The organism is Fictibacillus sp. WQ 8-8, from assembly GCF_024494405.1.
Lineage (GTDB): Bacteria > Bacillota > Bacilli > Bacillales > Fictibacillaceae > Fictibacillus_C > Fictibacillus_C marinisediminis.
The window spans coordinates 625,159-651,074 of record NZ_JAMXKG010000003.1 but is presented as its reverse complement, the minus strand read 5'-3'; the positions used below and the strand labels follow the sequence as shown (position 1 = coordinate 651,074).

Genomic DNA, 25,916 nt, shown 5'->3' with positions numbered 1-25,916 from the left:
TTTACGTCACCTCGTCTCTTCCTGACGCTCCTTCGCTCTTAACTGCCCGCAGGCTGCGTCAATATCATGTCCCTGCTCCCTGCGTAGGGTAGCATTGACACCCCGTTTTTTTAGCGTATCTAAAAATTTGAAGATCTGCTTCTTAGGTGTCCGGACATAATCACGTTCCGGTACATAGTTGACAGGAATCAGGTTTACATGGCATTTTACGTTTTTAATCAGATCTGCCAGTTCTTCAGCATGTTCAACCTGATCATTCACACCGCCGAAAAGACCATATTCGAAAGAAATCCGGCGCCCGGTCTTCTTGATGTAATAACGAATTGATTCCATCAGTTCTTCCATTGGATACATGCGGTTGACCGGCATGAGCCTGCTTCTGATTTCAGTATTCGGAGCATGAAGGGATACCGCAAAGTTGATCTGCATTCCTTCATCAGCAAATTTGTAGATGTAAGGCACGATTCCGCTTGTGGAAACCGTAATATGCCTTGCACCGATATTCAGCCCTTTGTCGTGGTTTACTACTTTTAGGAACTTGATCAGTCCTTCGTAGTTATCGAAAGGTTCACCAATCCCCATGATGACAATTGAGCTTACTCTTTCTTCAGTGGCATCGAGCGCACGCTGCACTTGAAGCACTTGAGCTACAATCTCGCCGGCATGCAGATTTCTCTTTAACCCGCCGAGCGTTGACGCACAGAATGTACAGCCGAGACGGCAGCCTACCTGTGTTGTCACACATACGCTGTTTCCATATTCATGGCGCATCAGGACTGTTTCGATAGAATAACCGTCCTGGAGTTCAAACAAAAATTTTATCGTACCATCAGAAGATTCCTGACGGGCTAATTCTTTCATCGGCTGAATATGAAAGGTTTCTTGCATCTTATCGCGAAGCCCTTTAGGAAGGTTCGACATTTCTTCATAACTCGTAATTCTTTTTTCGTAAAGCCAATCATAAACCTGGGAAGCACGGAATTTAGGTTCTTTTATATCAGAAAGCCAATTTTCCAGATCTGTCAGCTCAAGCGAAAAAATAGAAGGCATAATTGCCGGGTTCTGCTGTTTTTCACTTAACGGTTTTAACATCGGGTTTCACCACCAGTTGTAGTCTTTTTCTTAAAGCATGCAAGGTAAAAACCATCACTGTTAAAATAATGAGGAAGAATCTGTACCTGTGCTTCAGCAGGTTTAAGGTACGGCTGTAATGTTTCAGGAAGCCGTTCGTTAAAAGACTTGTCCCATTCAAAATCAGGATGATGCTTTAAGAAAGCATCTGCAATTTCATCATTTTCCTCTTTATCGACGGTACATGTACTGTAAAGTAAAGTACCGCCGGGTTTTAACAGTTCGGCCACTTTATCGAGGATCTGCATCTGAATCTCGGCTATGCGATGGATATCCTCTTCTTTTTTCGACCATTTGATGTCGGGCTTTTTTCGTATCACTCCGAAACCGCTGCACGGTGCATCTACCAGAATCCTGTCAAACGATGACACAGAAAACTTTTCGCCGGCCTTACGGCTGTCAAGAGCTTCCGTTTTGATATTGGTAAGGCCGAGGCGCTCCGCCTGCTCCTGTATCAATTTCACCTTATGAGGGTGAAGATCCAGGGCCGTTACCTCTCCCGTATTATTTAACAGTTCGGCAATATGGGTCGTTTTTCCTCCAGGAGCTGCACAGGCATCCAGGATTTTTTCGTTTGATGATGGATTAAGCGCCCTTGCAACGAGCATGGAGCTTTCGTCTTGTATTGTAACATATCCTTCCTTAAATGCAGAAGAATGTGAAAGGCTACCTTTTTTTAATTTAATCGCATCGGGCGAAAGGCCGCCGTTGCTCCCCTCTATGCCTTCATCATGCAGCGATTGCAGCACTTTCTCCCTGCTGGATCTCATGCTGTTGACACGGCCCGTAACCGGGGCAGGCTCCATGTTGGCCGCGCACATCTTTTCAGCATTATCCAAGCCATACTGAGTGATCCATCGCTGGACCAGCCACTCTGGCATGCTGTATTGAAGAGCGAGCCTTTCCTCATCATGGGTCAATTCGGAAAGATCAGCCGTTCCTTCCCTCTGAATTCTTCTCAGCACGCCGTTTACCATGCCGGAGATCCCTTTATGCCCTCGTTTCTTAGCAATTTCCACCGCTTCATTAATGATGGCATGATCCGGAATCTTATCGAGATAGACCATTTGGTAGAGCGACATCCTCAGCAGGACAAGCACCCATTTTTCAAGCTTTTTCAACCCTTTTGCGACAAAAGGCTCCAGCAGATAATCAAGAGTGTTTTTCCGCTGGACAGTCCCGTATACAAGCTCTGTCAGCAATCCGACATCCTTTTGGCTAAGATTGGCCTTCTGTATGGACTGATTCAGCAAAAGATTGCTATAGGCCTGATTTTGTTCAATTTTCAATAAAACTTCAACTGCAGTATTTCTCACGTTTTGTTTCACAGTTCTTCACCCAGCTTTGTACCCGGTTCCAGTTTGGCTCCTTGCAAAAATTGTGAAGCTGCCATGCGTTTTTTTCCGGCCGGCTGCAGATCGGTGATCAATATTCCTGTAGAATCTCCGGTCTTCACCGTCAATCCCTCTTTGCTTGTTTCAAGAACAGTCCCAGGCACTGCATCCGATGGAACAGGCACCTTTTTCCCCCACCATATTTTTAACGTCTGGCCATTCAGTGTGGAAAATGCAACCGGCCAAGGATGAAGTCCTCTTATCTGGTTATAGATGGCTTCACCGCTCATTGTCCAGTCGATCTTCTCTTTTTCCCTAGAGATATTATAGGCATAGGTAACTTTATCATCATCTTGCTTTATCGGGGTCAATTTCCCCTCGATCAGGTCAGGTATTGTCTTGGATAAGAGTTCTGCTCCTGCAATGCTGAGTTTACTGAACATGCTGTCGACATGGTCTTCTTCACCTATTGGGACCACTACCTGTGTCAGAATGTCGCCGGCATCGAGCTTGTCTACCATGTACATGATCGTTACGCCCGTTTCTTTCTTGCCGTCAATGATACTCTGATGGATCGGCGCTCCGCCTCGGTATTCCGGCAGTAGTGAAGCATGAACATTAATACAGCCATATTCCGGTGCTTCTAATATTTCTGAAGGCAAGATTTGTCCGTATGCCGCAGTTACGATCAGATCCGGCTGTAGATCTAAAATTCCCTGAAACTCATTCTTTAGTTTTACAGGCTGCAAGACAGGAATGCCGTGCAATTCGGCTTCTGCTTTCACCGGCGTTGGCTTAATTTCCTTTTTCCTCCCTTGCGGCTTGTCCGGCTGCGTGACGACGGCTGCGACTTCATAGCCGTCGTTAACGAGTCTGCGCAGTACTGGCACAGAAAAATCAGGCGTTCCCATAAATACTATTTTCATTTGTAACTCCTACCTTTCAAACTCTCCCGTTTCATAATACGAACTGACCTTAGAGGTAAATAGAATTCCGTTCAGATGGTCGATCTCATGCTGAAGGGCGCGGGCAAGAAAGTCTTCTGCAGTAATCGTGAACGTTCTTCCATGTCTGTCCTGCGCAGTCACACTGACTTTTTGAGCGCGTTTAACATCTCCAAATATACCTGGGAAGCTAAGGCACCCTTCTGGACCGTCCTGTTCGCCTTCCATTTTTTCAATGACCGGGTTGACCAGTTCAATTTTACCTGTTTCATCTCCGACATCAACTACAGCAATCTGTTTGCCGATTCCAATCTGAGGAGCGGCGAGACCTACTCCTTCCGCTTCATACATCGTTTCAAACATATCATCGATCAGCTGGCTCAGCTTCTGGTTGAATTCTGTCACTTTTTCACATTTCTTTTCTAAAATTTTATCAGGATAACATACAATCTCCCTAACTCCCATCCTCATTCTCTCCCATCTATAGGCTTACATAATATTTTGCGCATTCATATCGACTGAAATCTGCAGGCCGTTCCCATCCATTTCATGCTGAAAATGCTGCAATAGCTCTGAGATCAAGTCACTCAGCCGAGGTTCATTTTTGTATTTTATCATTACCTGATATCGATATCTATCTTTAATACGGGCGATCGGCGAGACGACCGGACCCAGGATGATTGTTCCCGGAGACACTTTCTGCTGAAGATAGGATGCCGATTTTTCACTGGCATCTACAGCCTTCAATAGCTCAGTGTGCGAAAACGAAATGAGCGTCAAATAGTAATACGGAGGATATTTGTGCTCCCGTCTGATCTGCATTTCCGTTTCATAGAACGAATGATAATCATGTCCTGATGCCAGATCGATGCTGTAATGGCCGACGGTGTAGGTCTGTACGACCACTTCTCCCGAAAGCTCGTGCCGCCCTGCTCTTCCGCTGACCTGAGTGAGGAGCTGAAAGGTTTTTTCAGAGGCCCTGAAATCGGGAAGGTGCAGCATCGTGTCCGCAGCGAGCACCCCCACCAGTGTCACTTTTGGAAAATCAAGCCCCTTAGCGATCATCTGCGTGCCGAGCAATATGTCTGCTTTTCCTTCACCAAACTGATTTAGGAGCTTTTCATGGCTCCCTTTTCGCCCGGTGGTATCCACATCCATCCTGATCACTCTTGCGTGAGGCAGCAGCTTGGCGAGCTCCTCCTCCACCTTTTGTGTCCCTGTGCCAAAAAAACGGATATACTGGCTTTCACACATGGGACATTGGGAAGGCATCGGTTCCTGATGGCCGCAATAATGGCATTTAAGCAGATGCTGTTTTTTATGGTACGTAAGAGAAATATCACAATGCGGGCATTCTCCGACATATCCGCAGTCTCTGCAAAGAATAAACGATGAGTAGCCTCTGCGGTTGAGAAACAATACAGATTGTTCTCCGCGTTTTAGGCGGTCATTGATTTTATCAAATAACTCACGGGAAAACATCGAGCGGTTTCCTGCCCTGAGCTCTTCCCTCATATCCACTACCGAAACAGAGGGAAGCTCCCGCTTGTTCACTCTGTCGCTTAACTCACAGAGCGTGTAGACCCCTTTTTGAGCTCTGGCATAAGATTCAAGTGACGGTGTTGCGCTTCCTAGAATTACCGGACACTGATGATGCTCTCCCCGCTGGACAGCAACATCCCGCGCATGATAACGGGGATTTTCCTCTTGCTTATAGCTTGATTCATGCTCTTCATCGATGATGATCAGGCCCAGATTTTCAAACGGAGCGAAAACTGCCGACCGGGCACCTACCACAACAGATACCTCTTTACGCTGAATTTTTCGCCACTCATCATATTTTTCTCCGGCGGACAGAGCACTATGCAAAACAGCAACCCTTGAACCGAACCGCCCTTTAAAACGGTTTACCATCTGCGGTGTCAGAGAGATCTCAGGCACTAATACAATGGCTTCCTGCCCCATTTGAATTGCCTTGTCAATACTCTGCAGATAGATTTCTGTTTTACCGCTTCCTGTAACGCCATGAAGCAGAATAGTTTCATGCCTCTTCTCCTCGAGAGCAGCCAAAACAGGCTGAATGCTTTGTTCCTGCTGAGAGGTTAAGAGCAGGGGCTGCGTTCTTTTAAATTCACGGCCACCATACGGATCACGGTAGATCTCCTTCTCCGCTATCTCTATAAAACCTTTGCTCTCCAAGGCTTGGACTGTGGACCTTGTCGTGTCGAACATCTCTAGAAGATCTTTTAATACTACAGGGCTTTCAGACTCATGAAGAAATGATAGAATCTCTTTTTGCTTAACCGCCTGTTTGGAAAGTGATTCGATATGCTGCAGTCTCTCCTCTTCTGTTCCCCGTCTCTGCACGATCTTTATTTTTTTCTTCGTTATTTTGTCTGACATCCTGTAGATCACTTCCAGGGAATTCTTTTGAACAAGTTTTTGGAAGAGGGCAAGCGGTGTCGGTGAAATTTTCAGCAGATCTTCCATCGGGATGTATTCCCGGTGTTTAAACCACTCTCTAGCTTCGTCCGGCAAGTCAGCGAGGCCGACTCCGTCAACCAGCCTGAATTCCTTGTGGTAGGTAGCTTTTAAAGCAGCTGGAATCATAGCCTGATAAGCTGTGATTAAGAAACAGAGTGTCTGATCCGATACCCACTTGCCGAGTTTCAGGAGTTCTTCAGTCAATACTGGGACCGGATCCAGAAGTTCAATGATCTTCTTTAATTTTTGAACAGAAGTTTCCTCGCCAAGCTCGATGACAAAGCCTTGCAGTTTTCTTGGTCCAAAAGGCACGGCTACCCTCATACCGGGTTTAACTGTATCTTTCAGTTCTTCAGGCACAAGGTAATCGAAGGTGCGGTTTACATTGCTGGCCGGCACATCCACGATAACTTTTGCGATCATAGAGGCATCAGTTCCATAGCCTGCGCCAAAACTTCCTGAGCCACTTTATCTTTTGACAGCAGCGGATATTCCTTTGCAGAACCGTCCTTTTTATAAATGACCACACGGTTTGTATCAACACTGAAGCCGGCCCCTTCTTGAGTGACGTTATTGGCAACGATCATATCCAGGTTTTTGCGTTTCAGTTTGTCGAGCGCATAACCCTCAAGGTTTCCGGTTTCTGCGGCAAATCCCACGAGGACTTGTCTCTCTTTTTTCTCTCCGAGTACTGACAGAATATCGGTCGTTTTCTCCATTTCCACCGACCAGCTCTCATTCTTTTTCTTAACTTTTTCACCATATTTAATCCGGGGAGTATAGTCTGCAACAGCCGCCGACTTAATAACGAGATCCATTTCAGGGTACTCTTTCATAACCGCATGAAACATTTCATCGGTGGATTCTACCGATATGAACTTGACGCCTGCAGGTTTATCAAGCGCTGTTGGTCCGCTGACCAAGGTGACTGAAGCTCCCATTTCTGCTGCCGCCCTTGCAATGGCATAACCCATTTTCCCGGATGAATAATTCGTGAAGTAACGCACAGGGTCCACCTGTTCTCTCGTTGGTCCCGCTGTAATCAAGACCTTTTTCCCTTCAAGAGGCAAATCCATCTGCCCGGCAGAGAAATCCTTAATACAGGCAATAATTTCTTCTGGCTCAGCAAGTCTCCCTTTTCCGATATAGCCGCATGCGAGCAGCCCTTCCCCTGGTTCCACGAACCGGTATCCGTAGTCTGCCAGCTTTTGCATGTTTGCCTGAACAGCAGGATGCTGATACATGTTGACATTCATTGCAGGCGCAATCATTATCGGTGCCGTAGTGGCCAGCAAAGTTGTTGTAATCATGTCATCAGCTATCCCGTTTGCCAGTTTGCCAATGCAGTTAGCGGTAGCCGGTGCCACGACAGCAAGGTCTGCCCAATCCGCAAGGTCAATATGGGCAACAACTTTTGGATTCCGTTCTTCGAATGTATCGGTGTAGACTTCGTTCCGGGATAAGGTTTGCAGTGTCAACGGAGTAATAAACTTCTGTGATGACTCTGACATCATTACCTTTACCTCAAACCCCAGCTGATACAGCTGGCTTGCGATCGTTGCTGCCTTATATGCCGCAATCCCTCCAGTTACACAAAGCAAAATCTTTTTCATTGAATGATCCAATGAAATCTCCCCCTGCCTATCTGTTTACATAATATAATTATGATTAACAGATGTAATATTCCGAAAAAATTGAAAAAAATAACAACCTATAATCATAGGTTGTTATTGATCATCATTCAGTGTCAGACTTTTTTGGCGTTAAATATCCCGCATAAATCTCTTCCAAAGCTTTTCCGACAAATTTGTGGGAAACCGGGTTTTCAACGATTCCGTTATTGCTTCTCTGAATCTCTCTTGCTCTTTTTGAAGAGAGGGTCACCAGTGAATATTTTGAATCTATTTTGTCCATAAGGGCATCAATTGAAGGATACAGCATGCTTATTCATCTCCCAGTAATTTTTTATAACGATTGGTTACACGGTCCACCTTGCAGTGTTCAGAGGTGATAATAGACTGGATCCTGCTGCAGGCATGGCTTATCTCATCATTTACGACGGAATAATCATAGTGCTGCATCATTTCTATTTCTTCCCTGGCTACTGTCATGCGGTTATTGATCAAGTCTTCCGTTTCAGTTCCTCTGCCGACAATGCGGCTTCGCAGTTCTTCAAGACTAGGCGGGGTCAGAAAAATAAAAACGCCTTCTGGAAAGGTCTTTCGTACCTGAAGCGCTCCCTGAACCTCAATTTCTAAAATAACGTCGCGGCCTTCATCCAGTGTCTGATTGACATACTCAATCGGTGTGCCATAGAAGTTGCCAACGTATTCTGCCCATTCGAGCAGTTCGTTATTTTCAATCATGTTTTGAAATTCTTCTTTAGACTTGAAAAAATAATCTACCCCATGAACCTCTCCAACCCGAGGATTTCGGGTGGTCGCTGAAACTGAATATTGAATGTCCAGCTTTTGTGCTCTCAGCGCTTTGCATACAGTACCTTTTCCGACACCGGATGGGCCGGAGAGCACAAATAAAATGCCCCGTTCTCTATCCATACTTACCTCCACTTAACTTTCTTCCGCTCCCTCTTCAATTGAGAGAAGCCGCTGTGCCACGGTTTCAGGCTGAACAGCAGAGAGTACAACGTGATCACTGTCCGTAATGATGACCGCCCTCGTCCGTCTGCCGTATGTGGCATCAATAAGCATATTTCCGTCTCTTGCCATAGTTATTAAGCGTTTGATCGGCGCTGATTCCGGACTTACGACGGAAATGATTCGGTGTGCTGCTACAATGTTTCCATAACCAATATTGATTAGCTTCATGTATATAACCGCTCCTAACGTTGGTAGTTCTATTCTAGCCAGAACGAGCAAGATCATAATCATTATGTAGAAATTAATTCGATGTATGGATATGTCCGTACCCAGCACATTTATATCATTTTAACATATTCCTCCGTTATTCTAAACAATTTTAACAGTCTGTACAACCCTGAACAATAAAAAGGATAGAAACCTATGAAGATTTGTTTCTATCCCCCCGCTTTATAATTTTTTAAATGCTTGAAACCCTGTAAGGGCAAATGTAGGAATCGCAGCCATTCCGAGGACCAGCAGCCAATCCCGGCCAGACAAGGGAACCGTATGGAAAATTGCTTGCAGCGGAGTAATGTACATGACCACGAGCGTAAGCAGAACAGAAGACAAAACAGCCAAGACTAACGCCATGTTACCAAACGGGTTCCGGTGCAGAACTGACCTTTCGCTTCTGCAGTCAAAGACATGGATCAGCTGGGCCATTACCAGGGTTGAAAAAGCGACAGTCTGTGCTTTCATCAGCTGATCCGGGTGCTCGTGCAGAGCGGTCCAGAAAGCAAGAATCGTTACGATTCCAATCATGAAACCCCTGGAAACGATCTTCCATCCAAGCCCTCTTGAGAATACCCCTTCATTGGGCTTCCTCGGAGAGCGTTTCATTACATTATCTTCCGCAGGATCGATACCAAGGGCCATTGCCGGCAGACCGTCTGTTACGAGGTTTACCCATAAGATCTGGATGGGCACAAGCGGCATCGGCATCGACAAGATCATGGCGAACAGCATGACGAGGATCTCACCTACATTTGAAGCCAGCAAGTATCGGATAAACTTCCTGATGTTTTCGTAAATATTTCTTCCTTCCTCGATCGCTGCACGAATGGTTGAAAAATTGTCATCACTTAAAACGAGTGAGGATGCCTCCTTGGCCACGTCTGTTCCCGTTATACCCATCGCGATTCCAATGTTGGCAGATTTTATTGCCGGTGCATCGTTAACCCCGTCCCCTGTCATCGCGACGATATGCCCTCTTTTTTGCAGAGCTTTGACAATCTTAAGCTTATGTTCAGGTGAGACCCTGGCATAAACAAAGATGTTTTCTGCTTCCCTTACCAGGTCATCATCTGACATGACCGATAAAGCCGCACCATCAATAACTTTCCCTCCCTGTGGCAGGATGTTCAACTGTCTGGCGATGGCACTTGCGGTAACGACATGGTCACCGGTAATCATAACGGTTTTAATCCCTGCTTCATGGCATCGGTCGATACTCTCTTTCACTTCTTCTCTTGGGGGATCTATCATTCCTTGAAGACCGATGAACGTCAGATGGTTTTCTGCCGACGGTCCTGCGGCAGCTCTGTCTTTTGTATGCAGTGGCTTGTAGGCAACGGCAATGGTTCTCAGTGCCTGGCTTCCGAGACCCAGGATCGCCTCTTTAATCTGTTCGGTATGCTGCTGTTTTAACAGCTGCCGCTTTCCATCCCATAATACATAATCACTTTTTTCCAGAAGGACATCTGGTGCTCCTTTAGTGATTAAAAAAATCTCGTTGTTTTGGTTGCGGACGATTACACTCATCATTTTTCTTGCCGAGTCAAACGGAACCTCGTCCAAAATTTCAACCGAACGGAGAATGTTATCTTTCATCAGCCCTGCTTTTGCTGCGCTGATCAGCAATGCGGTTTCTGTAGGATCACCCATGATGCTGCCAGAATCCGTAAGTTCAGCATTGTTGCAGATCGCGCCGTATGAAAGAAGCTGAAGCAGCCCCTCATGCTGATCGATTCTCGTCTTTTGCCCGTTTCTTATAAATTCTCCTGCAGTATCATAACCGCTTCCTGTTACATTCCATGTCGTTCCTTCACTCCACAAATGAGTGACCGTCATTTTGTTCTGAGTCAACGTTCCCGTTTTATCGGAACAGATGACAGTGGCACAGCCCAGAGTCTCGACCGAAGGAAGCTTTCTTACGATGGCTCTGCGCTTAATCATCTTCTGAACCCCAAGCGCCAGGGCGATCGTTACAATAGCTGGCAGTCCTTCAGGTATGGCAGCCACTGCAAGTGACACACCCGCCAGCACCATGCTGTATAAGTCATGTCCCCTGTACACGCCTGTAACAACAACAAGGACAGTCAAAAGCAAAGCGATGCCTATTAAAATCTTGCCAAGCTGCTCAAGCTTAAGCTGCAGAGGAGTTGCAAGCGTATCAGCATTCTGGATCAGATGGGCGATTTTTCCCATCTCCGTCGTCATTCCCGTCGCAATAACCACTCCAGTTCCGCTGCCCCTGGTCACCATCGTTCCCATAAAAGCCATGTTGGCCTGGTCACCAAGCGGCAATCCGCTTCCTTGGAGTGCCTCTCCCCGTTTTTGAACAGGAATGGATTCTCCTGTCAGTGCTGATTCCTCAATATAAAGGCCTCTAGCAGATACCATGCGGATGTCAGCACCGACCCGGTCTCCAGCTGAAAGCTTCACGATATCACCGGGAACGAGTTCTTTAGCAGAGATCGCCGTCCAGCTGCTGTTTCTCATAACGATCGCAGTTGGAGCAGACAGCTCACGCAGTGCAGTCAGTGACTTTTCCGCTTTTCGTTCCTGAATAAATCCTAATATTCCGTTCATGATCACGATCAGAATAATCGCAATGGCATCAAGATACTCTCCTAGCAAGCCTGACAATAACGTGGCGGCTAGAAGGACGAGCACCATGAAATCCTTGAATTGTGCGAAAAAAACGAGAATCGACGACGGTTTCTTTGCTTCCTGCAGCTGGTTATGTCCTGTTGTTTTCAGCTTTTTCTGGCTTTCCTTATCACTCAGGCCAGTCTGCAGGTTACTGTTGGTCAGGCGTTCAACATCTTCCTTTGATAGCTGATACCAATTCATTTCTCCACCTCTGCCTCATAACGTATATAGCCATTTATATGCAGGCATGTCCTCAATAATGCTATACTGATGAAGAGAGAAACAGAGGTGAAACTATGAGTTTTGATGGAATTGTTACAAGAGCAACAGCTTCAGAGATAAAAAAGACATTGCAATCCGGAAAGATTACAAAAATCTATCAGCCTGATAAAACAGACTTGCTGTTTACGATAAGATCCGGAGGAAAAAACCAAAAACTACTGTTATCCGCCAATCCTTCATTCAGCAGAGTTCAGCTGACCGCAAAATCGTATGATAACCCTGCAGTCCCACCCATGTTCTGCATGCTGCTAAGAAAGCATATGGAAGGTGCAGTCATCGAATCGATCGAACAGATTGATCTGGAAAGAATCATTCATATTAAAGTAAAAAACAGAGATGAGATCGGTGATATCGCCTATAAGACGCTGATCATAGAAATTATGGGAAGGCACAGCAATATTATTCTTGTAGAAGATAAGAACGGCACGATCATAGACTGCATCAAGCATATTCCCCCGTCACTGAACCGATACAGAACTTTGCTTCCCGGACAGAAATACTTATCTCCTCCGCCTCAGGAAAAACATTCTCCGCTTACAGAAAGTGCAGAAGGTTTTATACAAAAAATCAGATGGAACGAAGGTAAGATCGACCGTCAGATCGTGCAGCTTTACAGCGGAATCTCACCACAGATTGCCAGGGAGATAACGTTCCGTGCCGGACTGGCAACGAAAGAGACTCTTTCTGAAGCGTTCACCGCCATGATGGAGGAATTCAGGAACAACCGATATGCACCACAGATGTCTGTCTCAGATGGAAAGGAATACTTTTCGGTTACAGCTCTCTCCCATTTAAAGGGAGAAAGGAAGGATTTCGATACGGCTGGAGAGCTTCTGGACCGCTTCTATTACGGCAAATCCGAACGGGACAGAGTAAAGCAGCAAGCTGCAGATTTGGAAAAAATGCTGCATAACGAGCATGATAAAATTGCCAAAAAAATCAAGAAACTGAATGCATCTCTTTCAGATACAGAGAAAGCAGATAGATTTAAAGTCCTCGGTGAACTTTTGACAGCCCACCTTTATTTGGTGAAAAAAGGCCAAAAGAAAATTGAAGTGACGAATTTCTACGAAGAGGATCAGCCGAAGCTGGAAATTCCGCTTGATCCCCTGAAAGGTCCTTCTGAAAACGCTCAAGCTTATTTCAAAAAGTACACTAAACTTAAAAACTCGGTCGCTTATATTGAAGAGCAGCTGGAAAAAGCGAAAGAAGATCTTCTTTACTTCGAGAGTCTCATCCAGCAGATGGAGTCCGCATCTGTGAGAGATGTGGCAGGCATCCGGGAAGAATTAGAAGAGCAAGGGTATGTCAGAAAACGAAAACAGCAAAAGGCCAAAAAGAATGAAAAGCCTGTTCTAGAAACCTATCAATCAACAGATGGCATTACCATCCTTGTCGGCAAAAATAATAAACAGAATGACTATTTGACGTTTAAAGCCTCACGTCAAAATGAAACGTGGCTTCATACGAAAGACATTCCAGGTTCTCACGTCGTCATAAAGAGCGAGGAAGTTAGCGAAACAGCGCTCCTTGAAGCCGCAGGACTTGCCGCCTATTTTAGCAAAGCCAGGCATTCAGGCTCCGTTCCGGTGGATTATACGCTGATCCGGCACGTTAAAAAGCCATCAGGGGCCAAGCCGGGATTTGTGATCTACGACCAGCAGCAAACCCTTTATGTCACTCCAGATGAAGATCAACTGCTAAAATTAAAAAAATAACCAGGAGCTACCTGGTTATTTTTTTTGCAATGGTGATGATGGCCAATCCATCAAGCACTTCATGATGTGTGACCTCTTCAAGGCCGTTTGTTATAAGAAGAGAAGTCAGGCTATCTGATATGTATCGATGTCTCCTCGTTGAAACATTCGCCCACTTCAGCATGGCCGTTTGTTCAAACCCTGAAATGTTATGCTGCTTGCAATACTGAAAAGCTTCCATCTGATTCATTTTTTCTGATGGATTCAGCATAGCCAGCGTTCCGCCTGGTTTCAGGACTCGGATCATCTCCTTGATGCCCACTTCCGGTTCAGGAAGGAGAAACAGGACACACGTTGATAAAGCCACGTCAAATGATTCATCACCAAACGGCAGATCACATGCATCGCCGATCAAAAACTCCCCCTTCTTGCTGCGGTTATGAAAGAAGAAATTTTGCGTGCTGGCTTTTATCATTTCCGATGACAGATCAATACCTGTAAGCTTGTCGGCTTCATCTGCGCCGCGAAGCAGCAGTCTTCCTGTTCCACATCCGACATCAAGAACCTTTTTATCTCTCCACGATCCTGTTTTCTCCTTTAATGTATCATGGATTCCGCCGAGCCAGGTGGTTCGTGCCATGCTATCGAAAAAAGAGACCAATTCATCGAATTCTTCACCGTTCATCTTCCTCAATCAGAAGCGCTCCTTCCATTCTCCCGCTATGCGTTTTGAAGCCAGTTCTCCGGATTTTCTTTCCAAGAGAGCAAATACGAGAGATCATCTTTAGAAATATAGCCTTCCACAGAGGCTGTTTCTATTAATGTACTAAAATCGGTGAGAGTTTGCACGTTTATGTTGTTGGCTGCCAGATTATCCGCCCCTTTGGCAAGTTCGTAAGAAAAGACCGCAACAACTCCAAGTACATTGCAGCCTGCTTCCCTAAGTGCCTGAACGGCAGTAATGACGCTCCCTCCAGTTGAAACCAGATCTTCGACCACTACCACGTTCATTCCGGCTTCCGCTTTCCCTTCGATCTGTTTGCCTTTTCCGTGAGACTTTGCACTGCTCCTCACATAGCTCATCGGAAGGTCAAGACGGTCTGCAAGCAGTGCCGCATGCGGAATCCCGGCTGTTGCTGTTCCCGCGATCATGTTCGTTTCCGGAAAATGCTCTAGAACAAGGTTCTTCAATCCTTCTGCGATCTCATTGCGCACGTTTGGATAGGAGAGTGTCAGGCGGTTGTCGCAATAGATAGGAGATTTCATTCCAGATGACCAAGTATACGGATGTTCCACCGAAAGTGTAACGGCTTCAATGGAAAGCAGGTCTTTAGCGATTTGTTTTTTCATGTAAAATCCCCCATTCTTTTTCGATATTTACGTATGTTTGCAATGGATCAAGAGACCCGGTAATGCTTCTTCCCACCACAATGTAATCAGATCCTAGCTCTTTGGCTACTGCAGGGTCAGCGGTTCTCTTCTGATCGTTCTTATCATCATCTTTAAGCCTGATCCCGGGAGTTACGGTTAGAAATTCTTGTCCGCAGACCCTCTTGATGTGCGGCACCTCAAGCGGTGAACAGACCACGCCATCAAGCCCGCTTTCTTTCGCAAGCTTTGCATAATGGCTGACCGCCCACTCCATGGATTCGCCGATCAGCAATTCATCCTTGAGCATCTGTGACGATGTACTGGTTAACTGGGTCACCGCGATGCAGAGAGGACGCTTTTCTGGACCTGCTACAGCTTCCAGCCCTTCGATGGCACCTCTCATCATTTCTCGCCCCCCGGCTGCATGAACGTTTACCATATCGACTCCGAGAGCGGCAATTCGTTCCATCGCTTTTCGGACCGTTGTCGGAATATCATGAAGCTTTAAATCAAGAAAGATCCGGAACTTTTTTTCTTTCAGATAAGAGACCAGTTGAGGTCCCTCTCCATAGAACAGCTCCATCCCAACTTTTACCCAGGCCTCTTGCCCTTCAAATGGTTCAATAAACGCTTCTACTTCTTTTTTACCCGGAAAATCTAGCGCGATAATGACGGGACTTCGCATTCCCTCCAGCTCCCTCCGATTATTTCTCTGATATGGCTGACGTTCATTTTCTCAAGCAATTCCGGCAATTGTGAGATAATATCCGGGCAGATGAACGGATCTACAAAGTTCGCCGTTCCGACCGCGACTGCAGAAGCACCGGCCAGCATGAATTCGATCACATCCTCCGCACAGCTGACGCCTCCCATTCCAATGATCGGGATGGATACCGCCTGGCTCACCTCATGGATCATGCGGATCGCCACTGGCTTGATCGCTGGTCCTGACAACCCGCCAGTTTTATTGGCTAAAATCGGTTTTCGTGTTTTCAAATCGATTCTCATACCTAAAAGCGTGTTGATCATTGAAAGACCATCCGCCCCAGCTTCCTCTACCGCTATTGCCATCTCGGCAATATTGGCAACGTTTGGAGACAATTTAACATACACCGGCTTGGACGAGACGGCTTTCACTCTTTTTGTCAGTGCGGCTGCTGTTCTCGCGTCCGTTCCAAACTGAATGCCGCCTTCTTTTACGTTCGGACATGATATATTCAGCTCCAAAACAGAGACTTGAGGATGGCTGGACATCTTCTCTGCGACTTCACAGTAATCTTCTTCTGTTGATCCAGCGATATTGGCAACGATCGGAAGGTCATACGATTTAAGAAAAGGCAGTTCTTTTTCCATGATTTGATCCACACCAGGATTCTGCAATCCTATCGCGTTGAGCATCCCGCTATGGGTTTCGGCCACCCTTGGTGTAGGATTGCCGAACCTCGCTTCAACGGTAGCTGCCTTAATGGCAGCAGCCCCAAGGACTGACAGATCATAAAATCCTGCATATTCACGGCCGAATCCAAAACATCCTGAAGCAGGCATGATCGGATTCTTCATTTTTAAACCTGGCAGACTTACCTCAAGACGTTTCATAATACCACCTCACCAATCGGGAATACCGGACCATTGCTGCATACTTTCACATAGTCTGAGGGAAGCCCTCCATTCACATGGCAAACACAGGCGAAACAAGCTCCGATTCCGCAGCCCATCCGTTCTTCTAAAGAGAAGTAACCATCAGCTGAAGGCACCTGCTGTTCCAAAGCTTTTAGCATTACAGTGGGTCCGCACGAAAACAGCAGGTCATAATGTAAATCTTTGTTTTTTATCACATTTGTTACAAACCCTTTAGTCCCTTGAGATCCATCCACCGTTGAAACATATGCTTCTCCTAGCTCGGCGAATTTCTCACTGTAAAATCCGTCTTCTGCAGATTGGAATCCAAGTATGGATATCACATTGATTCCTTGGCTGCGCAGTTTTTTTGCCAGATAGTACAAGGGAGGCACACCGATACCCCCGCCGACAAGCAGCGCTGTCTGTCCTTGGGAGAGCTCGTCCAGAGGAAACCCGTTTCCTAACGGTCCGAGAAGGTCGATCTTCTCGCCCTCCTTTTTTTGGCTGAGCAAAGCGGTACCCGTGCCCTCTTTGCGGTAAAGCATCGTCACGGTCCGGCTATCCAGGTCCACATCACAGATAGAAATCGGCCTTCTGAGCAAAGGCTGAAATGTGTCAGTGACTCGTATGTGGACAAACTGGCCGGGAGAAGTCATTTCCTTAACAACATTTCCCTGTACTTTCAGTTCAAAAATGTGACGAGCAATCTCCTTCTGAGAAACTACTTCTACCAGTTCCTTTTTCATATGAGAACACGATCCTTTTCAAAGGCTGGCATTTGTCTGGCTGTAAAGGTCAAGGACTCAAGGACACCAAGCAAGGCTTCTGCAGTATCAAGACTTGTTAAACACACCACTCCGTTTTCGGACGATTCTCTTCGTATGCGGAATCCATCGCGTGCAGGAACTTTTCCTTTCGTCAGCGTGTTGACCACAAATTGCGCTTCGCCCTGGCGGATCACATCAAGCAGGTTTCTTTCCTTGCTTCCGATCTTGTGAACAACCGTCACAGGGATCTGCTGCTCTTGCAAATAGTTCGCTGTTCCTTCTGTCGCCATGATCGTATAGCCGATTTCGTAGAAACGCTTCATCAGGCGGAGCGCTTCTGGTTTGTCTTTATCTGCTACGGTGAACAGTACAGATCCATATGTTGGCATTTTCATTCCTGAAGCCACAAGTCCTTTATATAGCGCCTTTTGCAGCGTGGTATCTCTTCCCATCACTTCTCCAGTGGACTTCATCTCCGGACTTAAGTACGTATCCACCCGGCGCAGTTTGGCAAAAGAAAACACGGGTACTTTAACGAAAACTTCTTCTTTTTCTGGAGCATATCCTGTTTCGTAGCCCAGTTCTTTCAGTGGTGTTCCAAGAATCACTTTGGTTGCCAGGTTGGCCATCGGAATACCTGTAATCTTGCTCAAGAAAGGTACCGTTCGGCTTGATCTTGGATTGACTTCCAATACATAGACCTCTTCGCCATGCAGCACGAACTGGATGTTAAGAAGTCCGATGATTCCGAGGCCTCTTGCCATTGAGATCGTACGTTCGATAATTTTATCTTTCTGTTCAGGCGTCAATCGCTGAGGCGGATAGACGGCAATGGAGTCACCGGAGTGAACGCCCGCACGTTCGATGTGCTCCATTATTCCTGGAATGAATACATCATCTCCATCGGATATCGCGTCAACTTCTACTTCTTTGCCCTCAAGGTAACGGTCGATCAAGACAGGATGTTCAGGATTTACTCTCACCGCATTCTCCATGTATTGAAGAAGTTCTTTTTCTTTATAGACGATCTCCATCGCTCTGCCTCCCAGAACGTAGGACGGCCTAACGAGGACCGGATAGCCGATTCTCTCTGCAATAACCTGTGCTTCTTTGACAGAAAACGCTGTTTCTCCTTCCGGCTGAGGAATGTTCAGTTCTTTCATCGCCTGTTCAAACCGGTCTCTGTCTTCTGCTCTATCCATGTTGTCAAGTGAGGTTCCAAGGATGGCTACCCCTCGCTCATGCAAAGCATCCGCAAGATTGATGGCCGTCTGCCCGCCAAACTGGACAATCACTCCCTTTGGATTTTCTTGATCGATGACATGCATCACGTCTTCAACGGTTAACGGTTCAAAATAAAGCTTATCCGATGTACTGAAGTCTGTGGACACTGTTTCTGGATTGTTATTGATGATGATTGCTTCATAGCCGGCTTCTTTGATCGCCCAGACCGTGTGCACGGTCGCATAGTCGAATTCGATGCCCTGACCGATCCGGATCGGCCCGGAACCGAGAACAAGGACGCTTTCTCTTTCTGTTCGTAACGATTCATTTTCTTCACCGTATGTTCCATAGTAATATGGCGTTTCAGACTCAAACTCTGCCGCACATGTGTCTACCATCTTGTACACAGGCTTGATATCCTTCTTCATTCTAAGTTCATAGATTTCTTTCTCAGGCATGTTCCAGGCTTTCGCCAGCCATACGTCGCTGAAGCCCTTTTCTTTTGCGGCACGCAGCAATCCTAAATCACCAACTTTGTTAAGCACTTTCTGCTCAAGGTCAATGATTCCTTTGATCTTTTCAAGGAAGAAAACATCGATCTTCGTCAGCTCCCAAATGTCCCTTACCGTCATTCCGATTCTGAAACCTTGCGCGATATGGTATAAACGCTCATCGTCTGCGCTGACCAGTACTGGGATCAATTCTTCTCTTGTCTGCTTCGGATTGCTGATTTCAAGATGATAGCATTTTGTTTCAAGCGAGCGGACCGCCTTCAGCAATGACTCTTCCAAATTCCTTCCGATCGCCATCACTTCTCCCGTTGCTTTCATCTGGGTACCGAGCTTTCGGTTTGCTCCTTCAAATTTATCAAACGGCCATCTCGGAATCTTTGTTACGATGTAATCTAGTGCCGGTTCAAAACTTGCGTAAGTGGAGCCTGTGACCGGGTTTTTGATCTCATCCAGTGTGTAGCCGACAGCAATTTTAGCTGCGATCTTGGCAATGGGATAACCTGTTGCTTTTGAGGCTAGCGCAGACGACCGGCTTACCCTTGGATTTACTTCAATAATGTAATAGTTGCTGCTGTCAGGATCGAGAGCAAGCTGGACATTGCATCCTCCCTCTATCTTTAATGCCTGAATAATCTTGAGAGAAGCGTTTCTTAAAAGCTGGTAATCTCTGTCGCTCAGCGTCTGGCTTGGTGCAACTACAATTGAATCCCCGGTATGGATGCCGACAGGATCGATGTTTTCCATGTTGCAGACAACGATGGATGTGTCGTTGCTGTCACGCATCACTTCATACTCAATTTCTTTGAATCCGGCAATGCTCTTTTCAAGCAAGACCTGGTGTACAGGGCTGGCAAGCAAGCCGCTCGTTACGATTTCTTTCAATTCCTCTTCATCACTGGCAATTCCCCCGCCTGTCCCACCGAGGGTGAAAGCTGGGCGAATGATCACGGGATAGCCGATTTCTGCCGTAAATGCTGCTGCCTCTTCATACGTACGGATAATCTCGCTCTCCGGCACCGGTTCGTTCAGTTCATTCATCAGCCCTCTGAAAAGTTCACGATCTTCTGCCTGTTGAATGCTTGAAAGTGTTGTTCCAAGCAGTTCCACATTGCATTCTTCAAGAATGCCGCTCTCTGACAATTCCACAGCAAGGTTTAAGCCTGTCTGTCCGCCAAGTGTGGCTAAAAGTCCATCTGGGCGTTCCTGGCGGATAATCCGGCTGACAAACGGAACCGTAAGCGGCTCTATGAAAACTTTGTCTGCCATCGAGGTATCGGTCATGATGGTCGCCGGATTGGAGTTGACAAGGATAACTTCATAGCCTTCTTCTTTTAACGCCTGGCAAGCCTGTGTACCGGCATAATCAAACTCTGCAGCTTGTCCAATGACGATCGGACCTGATCCGATCACAAGTATTTTTTTAATGTCTAAGCGTTTAGGCATATTTCTTTCCCCTCTTCCTTGGTAGTTTCCATCATGTTCATGAACTTTTCAAACAGCGGATTGGCATCCATAGGCCCTGGTGAGGCTTCTGGATGGTATTGCACTGAAAATGCGGGTTTTACTTTGTGTCCCAATCCTTCGACAGTTCCGTCATTGACAGCGGTATGCGTTAATCTAAGCTCCGTTCCGGCAAGGGTTTCGGGGCTGACTGTATACCCGTGGTTCTGTGCCGTCATTGTTATTTTTCCTGTCTGAAGGTCTTTTACAGGATGGTTTGAGCCGCGATGGCCAAATTTCAGTTTTTCTGTATTTGCTCCCATTGCCAGCGCGAACAGCTGGTGGCCTAAGCAGATCCCAAACAGCGGGATTTCTTCTTCCAGAATGCTGGTGATCATATGAAGGGCTTCCGGCACATCCTTAGGGTCTCCAGGGCCATTGCTTAAAAGAATACCGTCTGGATTCAGCAGTAAGATCTCCTCTGCTGTTGTATTGTAGGGAACCACAACCACATCGCAGCTGCGCTGTGACAGTTCTCTTAAGATCCCGCTTTTTGCCCCATAATCCACTACGACGACCCTTCGTCCTGTGTTTGGGAGATGATAAGGTGTTTTCGTAGAAACAGATTGAACATGGTCCGTTTTAAGCGGTGCAGATTTAAGCTCTTCTACGATAGCAGCTGTATCAGCCTCAGCTGAAGCAATCTTGCCTTTCAGCGTTCCATGTTTCCGGATTAAACGAGTTAGCTTTCTTGTATCGATTCCCATTAGGCCCGGTATATTTTTTGCTTTTAACAGTTCGTCAAGCGTCCCGAGGGACTGATAGTGGCTGGGCATTGAACACGCTTCGTTGACGATCAGTCCGTGAACAGCAGGTGAGATGGATTCAAAGTCCTGGCGGTTAACGCCGTAGTTTCCGATCATCGGGTATGTCAGTGTCACGATTTGTCCGCAATAGGAAGGGTCGGACAAGATCTCCTGATAGCCCGTCATCCCTGTATTAAAGACAACTTCGCCTTCCTGATCGATTGCACTTCCAAATCCATCTCCGTGAAATACGGTACCGTCTTCTAAAACCAGAATCCGTTTCATGCGTTTACACTCTCCTTTTCATACTTAAAGCTGCCTTCTACAATCGTAAGTACGGGCCATCCTTTGCAGCTCCAGCCTGCAAACGGTGTATTCTTTCCTTTTGAAACAAAGTTTTCAGGATCTATTTTTTCTTCATGATTTAAGTCGATCACCGTCAGGTCCGCCTCCGCTCCAATCTCCAATGTTCCGTAAGGAAGATTGAACGAATCAGCTGGCTTCCGCGTAAACCCGTCAACCAGTTCCTGCAGGGTCAAAACTCCCTTTTGAACAAGATTGGTGTATAGAAGCGGGAAGGCTGTTTCCAGACCAACGATACCGAAAGGAGCAAGTTCCATTCCCTGGTCTTTCTCATCTTTGCTATGAGGCGCATGATCAGTCGCCAGAAAATCAATAACCCCGGATTTATAGGCTTCAATCAGCGCTTTTCTGTCTTCATTTCCTCTCAGCGGAGGATTCATCTTATAATTCGTGTCTAATCCTGGTATATCTTCATCACACAATAGCAAGTGATGCGGAGTTACTTCAGCTGTTACTTTGATTCCTGCTGCCTTCGCATCTTTTATCACACGAACAGACTCTTTCGTACTCACATGGCAGACGTGATAGCGGGCTCCAGCTGCCTCTGCCAAAAGAACATCCCTGGCAATTTGAACCGCTTCGCATACGGAAGGGATTCCATTTAGTCCATGTTTTTCTGCAAAATCTCCTTTATGTACCGATCCTTTATGGATCAGTGTGTTCTCTTCACAGTGAGCAACGATAACCGCATCGCTCTGTTTAGCCAGCCTCATCGCCTGAAGCATCATGTCCGCCGACTGGACACCTACTCCATCATCTGTAAAGGCAAACGCACCTTTGTTTTTTAACGCTTCAAAATCAGTAAGTTCCTTGCCTGCCTGCCTGGTTGTGATCGAAGCATATGGAAGGATACGAACTGAAGCTGTCTCTTTGATCTTTTCATTCACCCATTGAAGCTGTGCAGCGTTGTCAGGCACCGGTTTAGTGTTCGGCATGGCGGCAACTGTCGTAAATCCTCCTCTTGCAGCTGCTTTTGTTCCTGTTTCAATCGTTTCTTTATGTTCTCCGCCAGGCTCCCGCAAATGGACATGGAGATCGATAAGTCCCGGAGTAACCAGGTTCCCTGACACGTCAATCACCTTATGGCCTTCTTCAGGGAGTGACTCGCCCAGATCTGCTATTTTTGTATCCTCGATTAAAATGTCCTGTACTTTTAAACCATTTGTCCCAGTCAGTACTTTACCACCCTTTAACAAGATGCCCATTCTTTGTTTCCTCCTTTGAATTGGTTTCCAGCGCCCATTTAAGAACCGCCATTCTGACAAAAACTCCATTGTTCATCTGCTTAAAAATTCTTGAACGATCACATTCCACAAGTTCGTCGGCAATCTCTACTCCCCGGTTTACAGGGGCGGGATGCATGATGATGGCATGGTCTTTCATTCTTTTTTCCCGTTTAACGGTCAATCCGTACTTTTCGTGATACTGATCAGCCGTCATGCTGCTCTTGTTATCATGGCGTTCGTGCTGAATCCGCAGCAGCATGAGTACATCTGCTGTTTCAACCGCTTCATCCATCGTAAGATAGCCATTCTCACCCAGTTCACTGTCATACCATTCTCTCGGTCCTGAAAAATAAACTTTTGCGCCTAGACGAACTAGAATTTCCGCATTGGATTTCGCAACACGGCTATGCCTGATGTCACCGACGATAACTACCTTTAACCCCTGCAGGACGATGAATTCCTGCTGGATGGTGAGCAAGTCAAGCAATGACTGGGTAGGATGGTTTCCGCATCCGTCACCTGCATTGATGATCGGAATTCCTACTCTGCCGGCCAGTTCATCAAAGTACCGGTCTTTACTGTGCCGGATAACTGCGGCAGCCGCACCGATTTCTTCAAGTGTTCTGACCGTATCGTAAAGAGTTTCCCCTTTTTGGGTGCTCGAGAAGGCGCAGTCAAGGTTTAATACATCCAGTCCTAATTTCCGTTCGGCTGCTTCAAAGCTCATTCTCGTTCTCGTGCTCGGTTCAAAAAACAGGTTGGCTGTGAACGTCTGGCCTTCCGGCTGCCATCGCTCTCCTTTGGCAAACGCGTGTGCATCATGCAGGATCTGTTCGATCTCTAGAACTGACAGATCTTTCATCGTGAGTAAATTTTTCATAGTATCAGCTCCTTTTGAATTTTTCCTAAAAAAACACCCTGACGTTTTCTTGTCAGGGTGCAGCCAGATTTGAAGAAGCGTATACGCACTTCAAACTGGTTCACCCTTCTAAGCCTCTCGGACTCATTTAAAAGGTGTTCATTATGCAGCTGGGTCGTTTTCAGATACTCCGAACATCTTATTCAGTAGTTCAGAATCATCTTCTCGTCCTGGAAGGACAAGGTTTAAGAACACACCGATCAAAGTGGCCAGCGCCATGCCAGTGATCTGCAGAGTTTCACTAAATTGGAGGACCGCTCCCCCGATCCCTGTAACAAGGATGACGGAAGAGATGATCAGATTTCGTTTGTTTCCAAAATCAATTTGATTATCAATCAGCATCCTGAGCCCCGATGAAGCAATGATCCCAAAGAGAAGGATGGAAACACCGCCCATGACCGGTGTTGGTACAGAGCTGATAAGTGCAGTGACCTTTCCTGAAAACCCGAAGCAGATGGCCGTCACTGCCGCTCCCCCGATAACAAAAACGGAGAACACTCTCGTGATGGCCAAGACTCCTATGTTTTCACCATATGTGGTCACTGGGGGTCCACCTATGAAAGAACCGATCATTACCCCGATGCCGTCACCGAGGATGGAGCGATGCAGACCTGGTTTTTCTAAAAAGTTTCGGCCGACAACCTTGCTCAGTACAAGCTGATGCCCGATATGCTCGGCGATTGTAACTGTAGCCACCGGCATCATGATAAATGCGATCGACCAGGAAAAATGCGGTGTGTAGGATACAAACGGAAACATGAAGTCAGGTGCATCGATGAGACTAGCTTGCTTTACTTTCGACAAATCCACCATCCCCCTAGCAAAGGCAAAGAGATATCCGGCGATGATACCGATCAGGATGGGAATGATTCCAAAGATTCCTTTTAAATACATCGAGCAAACGATCGTGACAGCCAGTGTGAACAAAGCTACTGAAAAGTAGGACAAGCTATACTCGTTTGTATGTGGATTGTTCATTGCCATTTTAACTGCTGTATTGGCGAGCCCCAGTCCAATAACGATAATGACAGGACCGACTACAACGGGGGGCATAATTCTCATCAACCATTTCAACCCGCTTGTTTTAATGATCAAAGCTACTGCTCCGTAAACAAGCCCGGCAAGAAAGCTTCCGACCATCGCGGCTTCAGGTCCGCCCAGCATTTTAACGGAAATGATTGGAGTGATGAACGCAAAGGATGAACCAAGGTAAGCGGGAATCTGGCCTTTTGTCACCAGCAAGTAAGCCAATGTTGCCAAACCGCTTGAGACCAGTGCGACCCCTGGATCCAGTTTAACCAGGAATGGTACAAGAACCGTAGCACCGAACATGGCAAATAGGTGCTGCAGGCTTAACGTCAGCCATTGGTGAATTTTCGGTACTTCACGCACATCCAGTATGGCATGGCGTGTTTCCTGTTGATCTGTATATTCATTATTTTTGTTTTTATCCATAAAAAATACCTCCTTTGCAAGTGAAGGAGGTTGTGCTGAATACACAGGTCTGCCTATTTGTGCAGCCTGTCTATCCATACCTCCCTTGCTAGTCTCTCTGGACTCGATTTAAAGGGACGTGCGCTATTTATTGTTTTCGTGGATGGATACTTCATCAGCTCCATCGACCTCTGCTAAGGAAGCAGAAATGATTTCATTATTTGATGTTGGTACATTCTTGCCGACATAATCAGCCCTTATCGGCAGTTCGCGGTGGCCTCTGTCGATGAGGACAGCCAGCTGGATCGAAGCAGGGCGGCCGATGTCCATGACGGCGTCCATCGCCGCTCTTACCGTTCTGCCTGTGAACAGAACATCATCCACCAATATTACTTTTTTATTGGCAATATCCACAGGAATATCCGTTCCTTTTAATTCAGGTTCAAGATTCTCGGTCTTAACTTTAAGGTCGTCACGGTAAAGGGTGATATCGATGTCTCCCACCTTGACTGGCTTCCCCTCAATGTTCTGAATTCGTTCTGCAAGGCGCTTCGCCAAATATTCACCTCTTGTTTTAATGCCTACCAGGACCACATTTTCAATTCCTTTGTTCCGTTCAATGATCTCATGAGCAATCCTTGTCAGTGCCCGGCGGATCGCCTGATCATCCATAATGACTGCCTTTTGCATGACTTGTCACCTTCTTTTTTGTTCGTTAATGCTTATCCTTTAAGCGGCCCATAAAAAATCCCCTCACCGTATGGGCGAGAGGACATAGTTAGGCCTGCAGCCTAAATCCGTTTCCTTCTCAGCCTCACGGGACTGTTGTTAAAGGACTATTCATTT

Annotated in this window: 22 protein-coding genes; 1 reads left to right on the top strand and 21 read right to left on the bottom strand. The window is 46.4% G+C overall.

Translation table 11 applies throughout. The features are described from left to right. Nucleotides 1-6: 6 nt before the first annotated feature. The 10 genes from rlmN to M1K46_RS08680 form a co-directional block, all read right to left on the bottom strand. Nucleotides 7-1,092: a 23S rRNA (adenine(2503)-C(2))-methyltransferase RlmN gene (gene rlmN, locus M1K46_RS08725; protein WP_053354539.1), complete on the bottom strand. Its 1,086-nt coding sequence runs from the start codon at nucleotides 1,090-1,092 to the stop codon at nucleotides 7-9. Next, nucleotides 1,086-2,459, bottom strand: a complete 1,374-nt coding sequence (gene rsmB, locus M1K46_RS08720; RefSeq protein WP_053354540.1) for a 16S rRNA (cytosine(967)-C(5))-methyltransferase RsmB — start codon at nucleotides 2,457-2,459, stop codon at nucleotides 1,086-1,088. The genes rlmN and rsmB overlap by 7 nt, the downstream gene beginning before the upstream one ends. Beyond that, a complete protein-coding gene (fmt, locus tag M1K46_RS08715; RefSeq protein WP_256225730.1) occupies nucleotides 2,456-3,391 on the bottom strand; it encodes a methionyl-tRNA formyltransferase in 936 nt (311 codons plus the stop codon). Before fmt ends, rsmB begins: the two co-directional genes overlap by 4 nt. Before the next feature lie 9 nt (nucleotides 3,392-3,400). Beyond that, complete coding sequence (gene def, locus M1K46_RS08710; RefSeq protein WP_256225728.1) at nucleotides 3,401-3,874, bottom strand: peptide deformylase; 474 nt, start codon at nucleotides 3,872-3,874, stop codon at nucleotides 3,401-3,403. A 24-nt stretch (nucleotides 3,875-3,898) separates the two neighbouring features. Then, a complete protein-coding gene (gene priA, locus M1K46_RS08705; protein WP_256225727.1) occupies nucleotides 3,899-6,316 on the bottom strand; it encodes a primosomal protein N' in 2,418 nt (805 codons plus the stop codon). Continuing rightward, the gene (gene coaBC / locus M1K46_RS08700; RefSeq protein WP_256225845.1) at nucleotides 6,313-7,506 is read right to left on the bottom strand and encodes a bifunctional phosphopantothenoylcysteine decarboxylase/phosphopantothenate--cysteine ligase CoaBC; all 1,194 of its coding nucleotides are present in this window, start codon (nucleotides 7,504-7,506) and stop codon (nucleotides 6,313-6,315) included. The genes priA and coaBC overlap by 4 nt, the downstream gene beginning before the upstream one ends. Nucleotides 7,507-7,630: 124 nt before the next feature. Next, nucleotides 7,631-7,834, bottom strand: a complete 204-nt coding sequence (rpoZ, locus tag M1K46_RS08695; protein ID WP_053354544.1) for a DNA-directed RNA polymerase subunit omega — start codon at nucleotides 7,832-7,834, stop codon at nucleotides 7,631-7,633. A gap of 2 nt (nucleotides 7,835-7,836) precedes the next feature. Continuing rightward, a complete protein-coding gene (gmk, locus tag M1K46_RS08690) occupies nucleotides 7,837-8,451 on the bottom strand; it encodes a guanylate kinase (RefSeq protein ID WP_053354545.1) in 615 nt (204 codons plus the stop codon). A 12-nt stretch (nucleotides 8,452-8,463) separates the two neighbouring features. Next, the gene (remA, locus tag M1K46_RS08685) at nucleotides 8,464-8,727 is read right to left on the bottom strand and encodes an extracellular matrix/biofilm regulator RemA (protein WP_053358281.1); all 264 of its coding nucleotides are present in this window, start codon (nucleotides 8,725-8,727) and stop codon (nucleotides 8,464-8,466) included. Nucleotides 8,728-8,943: 216 nt separating this feature from the next. Continuing rightward, on the bottom strand, nucleotides 8,944-11,610 hold the full coding sequence (locus tag M1K46_RS08680; protein ID WP_062231678.1) for a calcium-translocating P-type ATPase, SERCA-type: 2,667 nt from the start codon (nucleotides 11,608-11,610) through the stop codon (nucleotides 8,944-8,946). Nucleotides 11,611-11,705: 95 nt separating this feature from the next. On the opposite strand from M1K46_RS08680, the gene M1K46_RS08675 reads away from it, so the two are divergent. Then, complete coding sequence (locus M1K46_RS08675; protein ID WP_256225726.1) at nucleotides 11,706-13,409, top strand: Rqc2 family fibronectin-binding protein; 1,704 nt, start codon at nucleotides 11,706-11,708, stop codon at nucleotides 13,407-13,409. A gap of 7 nt (nucleotides 13,410-13,416) precedes the next feature. Here the strand turns inward: M1K46_RS08675 and M1K46_RS08670 are convergent, their stop codons facing one another. The 11 genes from M1K46_RS08670 to pyrR all read right to left on the bottom strand — a co-directional run bounded on the left by M1K46_RS08670 (nucleotide 13,417) and on the right by pyrR (nucleotide 25,760). After that, nucleotides 13,417-14,073, bottom strand: a complete 657-nt coding sequence (locus tag M1K46_RS08670) for a class I SAM-dependent methyltransferase (RefSeq protein ID WP_231689254.1) — start codon at nucleotides 14,071-14,073, stop codon at nucleotides 13,417-13,419. Nucleotides 14,074-14,108: 35 nt separating this feature from the next. Next, nucleotides 14,109-14,738, bottom strand: coding sequence for an orotate phosphoribosyltransferase (gene pyrE, locus M1K46_RS08665; RefSeq protein ID WP_256225725.1), 630 nt, complete (start codon nucleotides 14,736-14,738; stop codon nucleotides 14,109-14,111). Continuing rightward, nucleotides 14,719-15,444, bottom strand: coding sequence for an orotidine-5'-phosphate decarboxylase (gene pyrF, locus M1K46_RS08660; protein ID WP_256225722.1), 726 nt, complete (start codon nucleotides 15,442-15,444; stop codon nucleotides 14,719-14,721). The genes pyrE and pyrF overlap by 20 nt, the downstream gene beginning before the upstream one ends. After that, entirely contained in the window at nucleotides 15,417-16,355 is a 939-nt protein-coding gene (locus tag M1K46_RS08655; RefSeq protein ID WP_256225721.1) for a dihydroorotate dehydrogenase, read from the bottom strand. The genes pyrF and M1K46_RS08655 overlap by 28 nt, the downstream gene beginning before the upstream one ends. Beyond that, entirely contained in the window at nucleotides 16,352-17,125 is a 774-nt protein-coding gene (locus tag M1K46_RS08650; protein WP_256225720.1) for a dihydroorotate dehydrogenase electron transfer subunit, read from the bottom strand. The genes M1K46_RS08655 and M1K46_RS08650 overlap by 4 nt, the downstream gene beginning before the upstream one ends. Continuing rightward, nucleotides 17,122-20,325 carry a carbamoyl-phosphate synthase large subunit gene (gene carB / locus M1K46_RS08645; protein ID WP_256225719.1) on the bottom strand — a complete coding sequence of 1,068 codons (3,204 nt, stop codon included), beginning with the start codon at nucleotides 20,323-20,325 and terminating at the stop codon, nucleotides 17,122-17,124. The genes M1K46_RS08650 and carB overlap by 4 nt, the downstream gene beginning before the upstream one ends. After that, the gene (locus M1K46_RS08640; protein WP_256225718.1) at nucleotides 20,310-21,413 is read right to left on the bottom strand and encodes a carbamoyl phosphate synthase small subunit; all 1,104 of its coding nucleotides are present in this window, start codon (nucleotides 21,411-21,413) and stop codon (nucleotides 20,310-20,312) included. The genes carB and M1K46_RS08640 overlap by 16 nt, the downstream gene beginning before the upstream one ends. After that, complete coding sequence (locus M1K46_RS08635) at nucleotides 21,410-22,696, bottom strand: dihydroorotase (protein ID WP_053354555.1); 1,287 nt, start codon at nucleotides 22,694-22,696, stop codon at nucleotides 21,410-21,412. Before M1K46_RS08635 ends, M1K46_RS08640 begins: the two co-directional genes overlap by 4 nt. After that, complete coding sequence (locus M1K46_RS08630) at nucleotides 22,671-23,597, bottom strand: aspartate carbamoyltransferase catalytic subunit (protein ID WP_256225716.1); 927 nt, start codon at nucleotides 23,595-23,597, stop codon at nucleotides 22,671-22,673. The genes M1K46_RS08635 and M1K46_RS08630 overlap by 26 nt, the downstream gene beginning before the upstream one ends. Before the next feature lie 141 nt (nucleotides 23,598-23,738). Then, a complete protein-coding gene (locus tag M1K46_RS08625) occupies nucleotides 23,739-25,091 on the bottom strand; it encodes a solute carrier family 23 protein (RefSeq protein WP_256225715.1) in 1,353 nt (450 codons plus the stop codon). A gap of 123 nt (nucleotides 25,092-25,214) precedes the next feature. Beyond that, a complete protein-coding gene (gene pyrR, locus M1K46_RS08620; protein ID WP_053354558.1) occupies nucleotides 25,215-25,760 on the bottom strand; it encodes a bifunctional pyr operon transcriptional regulator/uracil phosphoribosyltransferase PyrR in 546 nt (181 codons plus the stop codon). Nucleotides 25,761-25,916: the final 156 nt, after the last annotated feature.

What these genes read in the sequence shown, in the direction of transcription:
- pyrR (WP_053354558.1), bottom strand. Translation starts at nt 25,760, where the DNA reads ATGCAAAAGGCAGTCATTATGGATGATCAGGCGATCCGCCGGGCACTG.
- def (WP_256225728.1), bottom strand. Translation starts at nt 3,874, where the DNA reads ATGGGAGTTAGGGAGATTGTATGTTATCCTGATAAAATTTTAGAAAAG.
- M1K46_RS08650 (WP_256225720.1), bottom strand. Translation starts at nt 17,125, where the DNA reads ATGAAAAAGGAACTGGTAGAAGTAGTTTCTCAGAAGGAGATTGCTCGT.
- gmk (WP_053354545.1), bottom strand. Translation starts at nt 8,451, where the DNA reads ATGGATAGAGAACGGGGCATTTTATTTGTGCTCTCCGGCCCATCCGGT.
- M1K46_RS08680 (WP_062231678.1), bottom strand. Translation starts at nt 11,610, where the DNA reads ATGAATTGGTATCAGCTATCAAAGGAAGATGTTGAACGCCTGACCAAC.
- M1K46_RS08625 (WP_256225715.1), bottom strand. Translation starts at nt 25,091, where the DNA reads ATGGATAAAAACAAAAATAATGAATATACAGATCAACAGGAAACACGC.
- M1K46_RS08630 (WP_256225716.1), bottom strand. Translation starts at nt 23,597, where the DNA reads ATGAAAAATTTACTCACGATGAAAGATCTGTCAGTTCTAGAGATCGAA.
- rpoZ (WP_053354544.1), bottom strand. Translation starts at nt 7,834, where the DNA reads ATGCTGTATCCTTCAATTGATGCCCTTATGGACAAAATAGATTCAAAA.
- fmt (WP_256225730.1), bottom strand. Translation starts at nt 3,391, where the DNA reads ATGAAAATAGTATTTATGGGAACGCCTGATTTTTCTGTGCCAGTACTG.
- coaBC (WP_256225845.1), bottom strand. Translation starts at nt 7,506, where the DNA reads ATGAAAAAGATTTTGCTTTGTGTAACTGGAGGGATTGCGGCATATAAG.
- pyrE (WP_256225725.1), bottom strand. Translation starts at nt 14,738, where the DNA reads ATGAAAAAACAAATCGCTAAAGACCTGCTTTCCATTGAAGCCGTTACA.
- rlmN (WP_053354539.1), bottom strand. Translation starts at nt 1,092, where the DNA reads ATGTTAAAACCGTTAAGTGAAAAACAGCAGAACCCGGCAATTATGCCT.
- M1K46_RS08635 (WP_053354555.1), bottom strand. Translation starts at nt 22,696, where the DNA reads ATGGGCATCTTGTTAAAGGGTGGTAAAGTACTGACTGGGACAAATGGT.
- M1K46_RS08640 (WP_256225718.1), bottom strand. Translation starts at nt 21,413, where the DNA reads ATGAAACGGATTCTGGTTTTAGAAGACGGTACCGTATTTCACGGAGAT.
- priA (WP_256225727.1), bottom strand. Translation starts at nt 6,316, where the DNA reads ATGATCGCAAAAGTTATCGTGGATGTGCCGGCCAGCAATGTAAACCGC.
- carB (WP_256225719.1), bottom strand. Translation starts at nt 20,325, where the DNA reads ATGCCTAAACGCTTAGACATTAAAAAAATACTTGTGATCGGATCAGGT.
- M1K46_RS08670 (WP_231689254.1), bottom strand. Translation starts at nt 14,073, where the DNA reads ATGAACGGTGAAGAATTCGATGAATTGGTCTCTTTTTTCGATAGCATG.
- M1K46_RS08655 (WP_256225721.1), bottom strand. Translation starts at nt 16,355, where the DNA reads ATGAAACGTCTTGAGGTAAGTCTGCCAGGTTTAAAAATGAAGAATCCG.
- pyrF (WP_256225722.1), bottom strand. Translation starts at nt 15,444, where the DNA reads ATGCGAAGTCCCGTCATTATCGCGCTAGATTTTCCGGGTAAAAAAGAA.
- M1K46_RS08675 (WP_256225726.1), top strand. Translation starts at nt 11,706, where the DNA reads ATGAGTTTTGATGGAATTGTTACAAGAGCAACAGCTTCAGAGATAAAA.